Annotated in this window: 7 protein-coding genes; 2 read left to right on the forward strand and 5 right to left on the reverse strand. The window is 66.2% G+C overall.

What is annotated here, in order from left to right; all coding sequences use genetic code 11:
• Positions 1–2 precede the first annotated feature (2 nt).
• From WBB14_RS33145 to WBB14_RS33165, 5 genes are all read right to left on the reverse strand, one after another.
• The gene (locus WBB14_RS33145; RefSeq protein ID WP_088138154.1) at positions 3–773 is read right to left on the reverse strand and encodes a toxin co-regulated pilus biosynthesis Q family protein; all 771 of its coding nucleotides are present in this window, start codon (positions 771–773) and stop codon (positions 3–5) included.
• 83 nt (positions 774–856) lie between these two features.
• Positions 857–1,189 carry a hypothetical protein gene (locus WBB14_RS33150; protein ID WP_252978954.1) on the reverse strand — a complete coding sequence of 111 codons (333 nt, stop codon included), beginning with the start codon at positions 1,187–1,189 and terminating at the stop codon, positions 857–859.
• A gap of 616 nt (positions 1,190–1,805) precedes the next feature.
• A complete protein-coding gene (locus WBB14_RS33155) occupies positions 1,806–2,561 on the reverse strand; it encodes a GntR family transcriptional regulator (RefSeq protein ID WP_424243503.1) in 756 nt (251 codons plus the stop codon).
• Positions 2,558–4,327 carry a glycerol-3-phosphate dehydrogenase/oxidase gene (locus WBB14_RS33160; protein ID WP_424243504.1) on the reverse strand — a complete coding sequence of 590 codons (1,770 nt, stop codon included), beginning with the start codon at positions 4,325–4,327 and terminating at the stop codon, positions 2,558–2,560. The genes WBB14_RS33155 and WBB14_RS33160 overlap by 4 nt, the downstream gene beginning before the upstream one ends.
• Complete coding sequence (locus WBB14_RS33165; RefSeq protein WP_424243505.1) at positions 4,324–5,814, reverse strand: FGGY family carbohydrate kinase; 1,491 nt, start codon at positions 5,812–5,814, stop codon at positions 4,324–4,326. Before WBB14_RS33165 ends, WBB14_RS33160 begins: the two co-directional genes overlap by 4 nt.
• Before the next feature lie 179 nt (positions 5,815–5,993).
• Between WBB14_RS33165 and WBB14_RS33170 the strand changes: the two genes are divergently transcribed.
• Entirely contained in the window at positions 5,994–7,028 is a 1,035-nt protein-coding gene (locus WBB14_RS33170; RefSeq protein WP_424243506.1) for a substrate-binding domain-containing protein, read from the forward strand.
• A partial coding sequence (locus tag WBB14_RS33175; protein WP_424243507.1) for a sugar ABC transporter ATP-binding protein occupies positions 7,025–7,968 on the forward strand: 944 nt, incomplete at its 3' end. The genes WBB14_RS33170 and WBB14_RS33175, both read left to right, overlap by 4 nt.

Genomic DNA, 7,968 nt, shown 5'->3' on the forward strand with positions numbered 1-7,968 from the left:
GGCTAGGATTGCGTGGCAGGGGAGCGATTGCAGCTTCGGGTGAAGGGCACCACGCGCAGCACGCGGTTGCCGTAAAAGCACGGGCGGATGGGCGATTCGGTCATGGCAACCGCCTGGGAGAGGGCCTGGGTTGCCTCCTGGAAGCTCGCGGCCTCGAATTCGGCCGGCGCCTGGATCGGAAGATCGAAGTTCACTTCCCATTGATCCGGGCCGAAAGTCCAGCCGGCCTTGCCTGCCCATCGAGCCAGCGCCTGCCGCACGGTGCGGTCTTCCGGGCTGATCTTCCAGATTTCCTTCAGGATGACTGGCTCGGGGTCTGCCTGCGGGATGGCTTCGGCGGCGCTCGATTCGGCCGGCAGGGAAGACAGCATTTCTTGGCCAGCGACGAGGGAGGCGGCAATTTTGATGGCGGCGGGCTGGTCGTTGGCTGTTTGCTCGGCTGGGGCCCCGGCATGAGACGGGCCTGGGGCGGATTCACTCTTGCCCGGCGCTTCGGGTACTGGTATTGCGGCGACCGATGCAAGGGAGGTTGGCGTCTTAGTGGGCGGGGCAGAATTACCCGGTAGATCGGACGCCGGCATGGAGTTTGCCGCAGCGCCGGGAGACTCGGACGAAGCTGCCGGCTGGGCGGCCGGGCCTACCAGGCGAGGATCGACGCGATTGATTGCCACACGGGGCGTATCTTTCGGTTGGGCCGGCGCGGGCGGGGCGAAACCGCAGGCCGAAAGGAGGAAGGCCGTCGCGAGGACGGCCACCAGGGCGGGGGTGTGCATGGGGAAGACTCCGGGGGGCAAGGACTGCCCGAGATGTAGAGGGAAGCGCCTCGAGTGCGCGAGGGCGCGGTAGATGCCGGTGACTACGCCGATTCTGGCGACCAGGGCGTTAAGCCTTGGCGCTCGAGCTCGTGATGGACGGCGCGCACTTCACCAGGACTGCTGCCTCGGCGTACCAGCAGAAGTAGTTCCACGAGCGCCGGATTGGTGCGGGCGGTGGCGTCAGAGTTCGGCGCAACATCTAGCATCGTCAGGCGCAGCTGCGAAAGCTGCTCGGACACAGAGTCATCCACTTCCAAACGCAAGCGAAGGTACTGAGACAACCGCATGCCGAGTTGTGCCGCAGCCGCTTCGTACTTGGAATGGCTTTCCGCTGATAAACGAAAACTCACCGGACGTTCAAGCAGCGTGCGCATAGAAGCGTCCCTCCTCAACGACGATGTGGCCAACGGCCTCCGTAAAGGCCTGGTGGAACGCGGACTTTCTGACGGCTCGCTCGCTCGGGGAGTCTTGCTTTCCCTGGCAGTGATCGCGGAAGTGATGATCTCGAAACTGAGCCAGGGAGAGGGACGTCGGTTCTTCAAACCACAGTCGGGCGGCGTGGCGCCCGGCCCTTGCGGTGGAGGGGTATTCAAATGTCGCGTCAAAGCGGCGAGGCACGCGTGCGCCCGCGAGGGTCGTTGACCTCATATGGATCATTCCTAGGGGGCCTCAACATGGGAGGGGGATGGAGAAACTAGTAGCCAGCCACGAGCGGGGATGGGGCCAAAAGCGGGGCCATTCACGCAAATTAGTGCGACTTAATGCGGCTATCTTGCATGCTTCATGATGCGTTCTGCGCGCTAATTGGCGCTAATTTGCGTCCGCACAGATTCGATTCCTGTCGGGCGCGCCACAGCATTCCTGGGTTACGTGAATCATGTGTTCACGGCGCACCCAACACGCAGTCGGCATGACGCGCTGCCGCGCGTCTCTTCCGCGGATTCCTGACCCTTCCCACCCGATCGCCAAATCTGCAAGCGCCTTACTGCGTCAGGTGGTGGTCTGCACATGCAGGCGGCTGGACTTGCAGCGGTGCAAGGCGCGGTAGTGTTCCAGTGGACGTCCATTGGCGCCATAGGCGATCGACTCGATGCGCAGCAAGGGTTCGGGTTCCTTCATCCCCAGCAATTCGCAGGTCTCGGCGTCCGGAAGCACGGCGTCTATCCAACGTTCCGCACGCACGATGCGCAGGCCGTACTGCCTGCGCAGCACGTCGTAGAGCGAACGGTTTTCCAGGCGGGTGCGGTGCAGGCCCGGCACCAGGTCCGCGGGCACGGCGGTTTCCACCAGCAATTGCAATTCGCCGTCGACGCTGCGCAGCCGCTTGAGCGCCACGACCTGGCCGTCTTCGGTCAGCCCCAACGAACTGGCCTCGTGCGCCGTGGGCGCACGCAGTTCCTGTAGCAGCACCTGCGTGCGCACCGTGCGGCCCTTGCGTTCCATCTCGTCCGAGAAGCCCAGTACGGTGGAAACGAAGTCCTCGTCGCGCTCGCGCGCCGATACGAAAGCGCCCTGGCCGCGTATCTTGTAGATCAGGCCGTTGCGGACCAGGTCCGCCAGCGCCTCGCGCACGACGATGCGCGAAATGCCATATTGCTCGCCGAACTCCGCCTCGGTCGGCAGCTTGTCGCCCACGGCCAGTTCGCCTTGCAGGATCTTGCCGCGCACCACGTCGCGGAACTGCGCCCAGAGCGGGGCGCCGGCGCTGCGGTCCAATATGGCTTCGGTGGAGATGGGGCTGCTCATGTCGTCAAAGAGTTGGAAGTCGAACTTGCGGCCAGGGCGGAATCGGCGGACTTTGCCCAGGGCGCCTCGTCCGGAGGAAGTTGAACACAATGCCGGTCCCGCAGCGTGGCGGTGCAGGCTCGTAACTCGGTCTGCCGCCGCTCGGCGCTCCAGCCCAGCTCGGCCGCGGTGATATCGGCCAATTCAGCCAGCAGCGCCGGGGTGACCTGGCCGCGGATGGCCAGCAAGGTGCGCCGTATCACCAGGTCGGTCAGGTGCTGCACGGCCGTTACGCGGCAGAGATAGCGGATCTCGGCGGCCGAATAATTCGGTGCATGGCGCAAGGGCTGATCGCCCGCAGCCGCGAAATCCGCCGCCACGGCGCCGGCCCGTGAACCATAGCGCATGAACAGTTCGGTGACGCGCCCGCGGTCCAGCCCGGTGGCAGCCTGAAGGCTGTCCAGAAAGCGTTGCCGCCCCGCAGCATCGGCGGGCATGTCCGCCCCGCCGCCGATCGCCACCTGCTCGGTTGACTGCCGCCGCGAGCGGCCCAGTTGCAGCAGCACCGCGTCGGCCGCCAGCTGTGCCAGCGAACGGAAGGTGGTCCATTTTCCGCCCACCAGGCACACCATGGGCACCTCGCGCCGTGCGTTGGGCGGGTCGATCACCACCGCGTGATCGCGCGATATCTGTCCAGGCTTGTCGGCATCCGACTGGGCCAGCGGCCGGACTCCCACATAAGTGTAGACCACGTCATTGCGGCTGAAATCCAGGCGAGGAAACACCTCGCGCAAAACGCCGAGCAGGTAGTCGATCTCCGCCGGCTCGGTTGCGGCGAGGTCCGGATCATCCACCGGTATGTCGGTGGAGCCCACCAGCACCCGGTCCAGGAACGGGTACACGATGCAGACCCGGCCGTCGGAGGCCTCGAAGTAAGCCATGCGGCCTTGAAGCGCCGAGCGCAGCGCGGGATGGTCCAGGATCAGGTGCGACCCTTTGGTGCCCATGACGCGTGAGCCGGCGCCTTGCAGCGCGCCGGCCGCGCGGTCCAGCCAGGCGCCCGTCGCGTTGACCACCGTGTCGGCGGTCACTTGCACGGATTCTCCGGTCAGCGCGTCGCGCAGCGTAATGGCGCGGCCCTGGCATGCCGTCACGCTGCAATAGTTCGACGCGACCGAGGCTGGATGGCCGCGATGCGCATCGTCGATCAGCTCCAGCACCAGCCATTCCGGATGCCGTATCCAGGCATCGTAGTAAGTGGCCGTCCAGCGCACGTCCGCGCCGAACAGCGCGCCGTCCGCCGCTGGCACGCGCTCGATGCGATGTTCCGGCATGACGCGCTGGCTGCGGCCCAGCCGGTCGTAGAGACGCAGGCCCAGCCCCACCACGCACAGTCCCCGCGCGCCGGGCGAGGCGCTCAGGCCGGCAAAGCGCAACATGCTGCCCCACAAGCCGCCGAAGCGGCTGGATAGCGGCACCACGGTTTCCAGCGGATGCACCAGATGCGCCGCGTTGCGCAGCAGCAGATTGCGTTCGCGCGTGGCTTCCGCCACCAGGGAAAATGCGCCGCTTTCCAGGTAGCGCAAGCCGCCGTGGATCATGCGCGACGGCGCGCTGCTGGCGCCGGCAGCCACATCGTCCTTGTCCACGATCAGGCAGTCCACGCCTTGCAAGGACAGATCGCGGAATACGCCAGCGCCGTTGATGCCCGCGCCGACGATCACCGCCGAAAAATGACGGCCCGCCAACGAGGCCGGACGCGCGAAGGGCGGTGTGCGCGGGGTCATCGGGCCGATCCCGCAAGATGGCCGAAGGCGGGAGCCATGCTGTCCACCAAGCCGTGGAAGCCGGCGTAGAAATCGGCATGCGCCCGCGCCTCGGCGGCTAGCGGTTCGACCGCTTCGCAGGGGGCGGGCAGCAAGCCATCGCTGCCAGGGTTTTGCGATAGTGCGGCATACAAGGCGGCGCCACGCGCGCCGGTTTCGTCGTTGCCGCAGCGCTCCACGGCATGGCCCAGAAAGCCCGCCAGCAGACGCGCCAACCGCAAATCCCGAGCGCCGCCGCCCAGGGCGGCGACCCTGCCTGGCACGCCCAGCCCGAGCGCCGCCAGGCGTTTCAGATGCCATGCATGCAGCGCCACCACGGCGTCGATCACGGCGCGAGCCATGTGCGCGCGGGTGTGATGTCCTTGCAGGCCGACATAGCCCGCGCAGGCTCCGGCTGGCCAGCTCCCGCCATTGATGAACGGCAAAAAGCGCAGGCCGTCGGCGCCCAAGGGCACCTCCATCGCGCACATCACCGCCGCGGCCGCATCCGGGAACTGCAAGGTGCGCGCCAGCCAAGCCACGTTCGCCATCGACGACGGGCTGTTTTCCAGGTAGAGCCTGCGGCCCGGCTCGCCGAAGCTGACGATGGCGCCCACTTCCGGTTTCGGCTCGCGAGTTGGCGCCACCACGGCATTCACGCACCAGGTGCCGAGCACGGCCACGGCATGGCCTTGGCGCTCCGCGTTCACTGCCTTCAGTGATGCGAGCAGGTCGATCGCGCCCAGTGCCACGGGCAGGCCGGAGGGCAAACCGAAGGCGGCCGCCCGGGCCGGCCGCAGCCGGCCGATCACGGTCCCGCTGGGCGCGATGGGCGCCAGCGCCGTGGACGCCAGGCCAGACAGGCCGGCGGCCTCGAAGGCCATCGTGGACCAGGCCCCGGACTTGAGCGATAGCAGGCCCGCGGTACTGGCGTCGCTGGCGTCCGTGGCGATCTCGCCGGTCAACAGGAACCCTAGATAGTCCTTGGCGAACAGCAGGTGGCGAATGCGATGGAGCTGGCCGGCGTTCGCGTTGAAAAGCTCCGCCGCGATCAGCGACGACTGCCCGGACCACGGCCGGCACCCCACTTCGTCGTACAGCGCGTCCCCCATGCGGCAGCCCAGTGTTCGGGCGCGGGCGGCGGCGCGCTGGTCGGTCGACGCCACCGCGCGGCCGTCCAGCAATTGGCCGCTCACATCCAGCGCATACAAGCCTGCGCCATGGCCCGTGCAGCAGAGCGCGCGCACGTCCGCCACGCGCGGGCCCAGCTGGGTCGCCACGCCTTGCAAGGCCAGCGCCAGCGCCGCCTCGATGGCGTCCGCGGACAACTCGCAACCGCCTTGCGCCAACTGCCGGTAGGGCAGCACGCCGCCCGACGCGGCCAATGTGGCGCCGCTCCCGGCCTCGAAGGCAACCGCCTTCAAGCCCGTGGAGCCCATGTCTATGCCCAGGTAGATGTCTGTTTTCATGTCATAACATTGTCTACAGAAATTTTCCGCAGGATAGCAGTGTTTCCCCTAGTAATCTAAAAATTTAGGCTGCAATATAGTTCGTCGATGTCATAACAACGATTCGACCGAGACAGGTTGAACAACAGGCACCGAGGGCTCCAGGGTTCTTGGATCTTTGCGAAAAAAAGGAGCGGAACATGAGACGAGATTTCTTGAAGACCGTGGCGGCGGCGGGCGCCAGCCTGGCGAGCGCCAACGCCTTTGCGCAGAACACCCCGCAGGCCCCCGGGCTGCGCGGCAACGCGAACGACGTCTACGTGATGAACGTGATGGTGTCCGGGGTGGAGTACTGGTTTCCTGTCTACGAAATGATGAAGCAGCTGGGCCATTCGCTCGGCGTGCGGACTCGTTATTCGGGCACGCCCGAATATGACGTCAACAAGCAGCTGGCCTCGTTCGAGCAGGAGCTGGCGCGCAAGCCAGCCGGCATCCTGCTGCACCCCATGAATCCCGACCCCTTCATCGAGCCCATCAACCGCGCCGCGGCCATGGGCATCCCGGTGGTGACCTTCGCGGCCGATTCCCCCAATTCCAAGCGTGTGTCCTTTGTCACGTCCGACAACGACCGCGAAGGCGCGCAGGCCGCCGACGCCATCGCCGCCGCGCTCAACGGCAAGGGCGAATACGCGGTGCTGGAAAATCCCGGCCAGGACAACCATGACCGCCGCGTCGCCGCCTTCATCAACCGCATGAAGACCCAGCATCCCGGGATGAAGCTGGTGGGCCGCGCGGCCAGCAACCAGGACCCGAACAAGGCCTACCAGGCCACGCTGAGCCTGGCGCAGGCCAACCCCGGCCTGGGCGCCCTGTTCATGCCCGAAGCCAATTCGGCGCTGGGCGCGGCACAGGCATCCATCGAAACCAAGAAGAACATCAAGGTCTTGTGCTGCGACGTGAACGCCAAGATCCTGGACATGATCAAGTCCGGCGAGGTCTTTGGTTCCGTCAATCCGAACCAGGGCGTGCAGGGCTACATGGGGATGATGCTGCTGTTCCTGGCCCGCAACCAGCAACTGATCGACCCGATGAACGACGCCAAGCGCAACGGCACCAATCCCATGGCGGTGCCGTTCCTGGACAACGGCCTGTCCATCGTCAGCAAGGCAAACGCCGACGACTTTTATTGGGACAAGTACCTGGCGCGTCGCGGCACCAAGGGCATCAACGAATGAACGCGCCCGCACCGCTGCTGGAACTGCAGGGCATCAGCAAGCAGTTCGGCGCGTCCAAGGCCCTGGCCGACGTGCGTTTCACGCTGCGCCGGGGCGAAATCCATGCCTTGTGCGGCGAGAACGGCGCCGGCAAGTCGACCTTGATGAAGATCATCGACGGCATTCATCAGCCGGACAGCGGCGCCATTTACCTGGAAGGCGAGCGCGTCGTCATCAACGGGCCGGCCCACGCCATGCGCCTGGGCATCGGCCTGGTCCACCAGGAAATCGCGCTGTGCGGCGATGCGACCGTGGCCGAAAACATTTTCATGCCCGCGATCAGCGCCGGCGCGCAGGCCTGGATGGACTATGCCAGCCTGAACGAGCGCGCCGCGGGCGTGCTGCGGCGGCTGGGCCAGGACATCGATCCGGGCTTGCGCGTGGATGCGCTGGGCATATCCAGCCAGCAACTCGTCGAGATCGCCCGCGCCTTGACGCTGGACTGCAAGGTGCTGATCCTGGACGAACCCACGGCCGCGCTGACCGAAGTCGAGTCCGTGGCGCTGTTCCGCGTGTTGCACGACCTGAAAGCTCAAGGCATCGGCATTGTCTACATCAGCCATCGCATGGCCGAGATCTTCGAGCACAGTGACCGCGTCACCGTGCTGCGTGACGGCCGCGACGTGCACAGCGGCGAGATTGCGGCGCTCTCTCCGGACGCGCTGGTGCGCTGCATGGTCGGACGCGACCTGGGCAACTATTACCCGCCCCGGCAAGCGGCTGACGATACGCCTGCCGAGGTCCTGCTGGAAGTGGAGGACATCGCCGATGGCGCCAATGTCCACGGCATTTCGTTCACGCTGCGCCGGGGCGAAATCCTGGGCATATCCGGCCTGATGGGCGCGGGCCGCAGCGAGCTGGCCGAAACCGTGTGCGGCCTGCGGCGCGCGCGGCGCGGCGC

The sequence above is a fragment of the Achromobacter sp. genome (assembly GCF_049647645.1).
Taxonomy (GTDB): Bacteria; Pseudomonadota; Gammaproteobacteria; order Burkholderiales; family Burkholderiaceae_B; genus Achromobacter.

What these genes read in the sequence shown, in the direction of transcription:
- WBB14_RS33145 (WP_088138154.1), bottom strand. Translation starts at nt 773, where the DNA reads ATGCACACCCCCGCCCTGGTGGCCGTCCTCGCGACGGCCTTCCTCCTT.
- WBB14_RS33150 (WP_252978954.1), bottom strand. Translation starts at nt 1,189, where the DNA reads ATGCGCACGCTGCTTGAACGTCCGGTGAGTTTTCGTTTATCAGCGGAA.
- WBB14_RS33155 (WP_424243503.1), bottom strand. Translation starts at nt 2,561, where the DNA reads ATGAGCAGCCCCATCTCCACCGAAGCCATATTGGACCGCAGCGCCGGC.
- WBB14_RS33160 (WP_424243504.1), bottom strand. Translation starts at nt 4,327, where the DNA reads ATGACCCCGCGCACACCGCCCTTCGCGCGTCCGGCCTCGTTGGCGGGC.
- WBB14_RS33165 (WP_424243505.1), bottom strand. Translation starts at nt 5,814, where the DNA reads ATGAAAACAGACATCTACCTGGGCATAGACATGGGCTCCACGGGCTTG.
- WBB14_RS33170 (WP_424243506.1), top strand. Translation starts at nt 5,994, where the DNA reads ATGAGACGAGATTTCTTGAAGACCGTGGCGGCGGCGGGCGCCAGCCTG.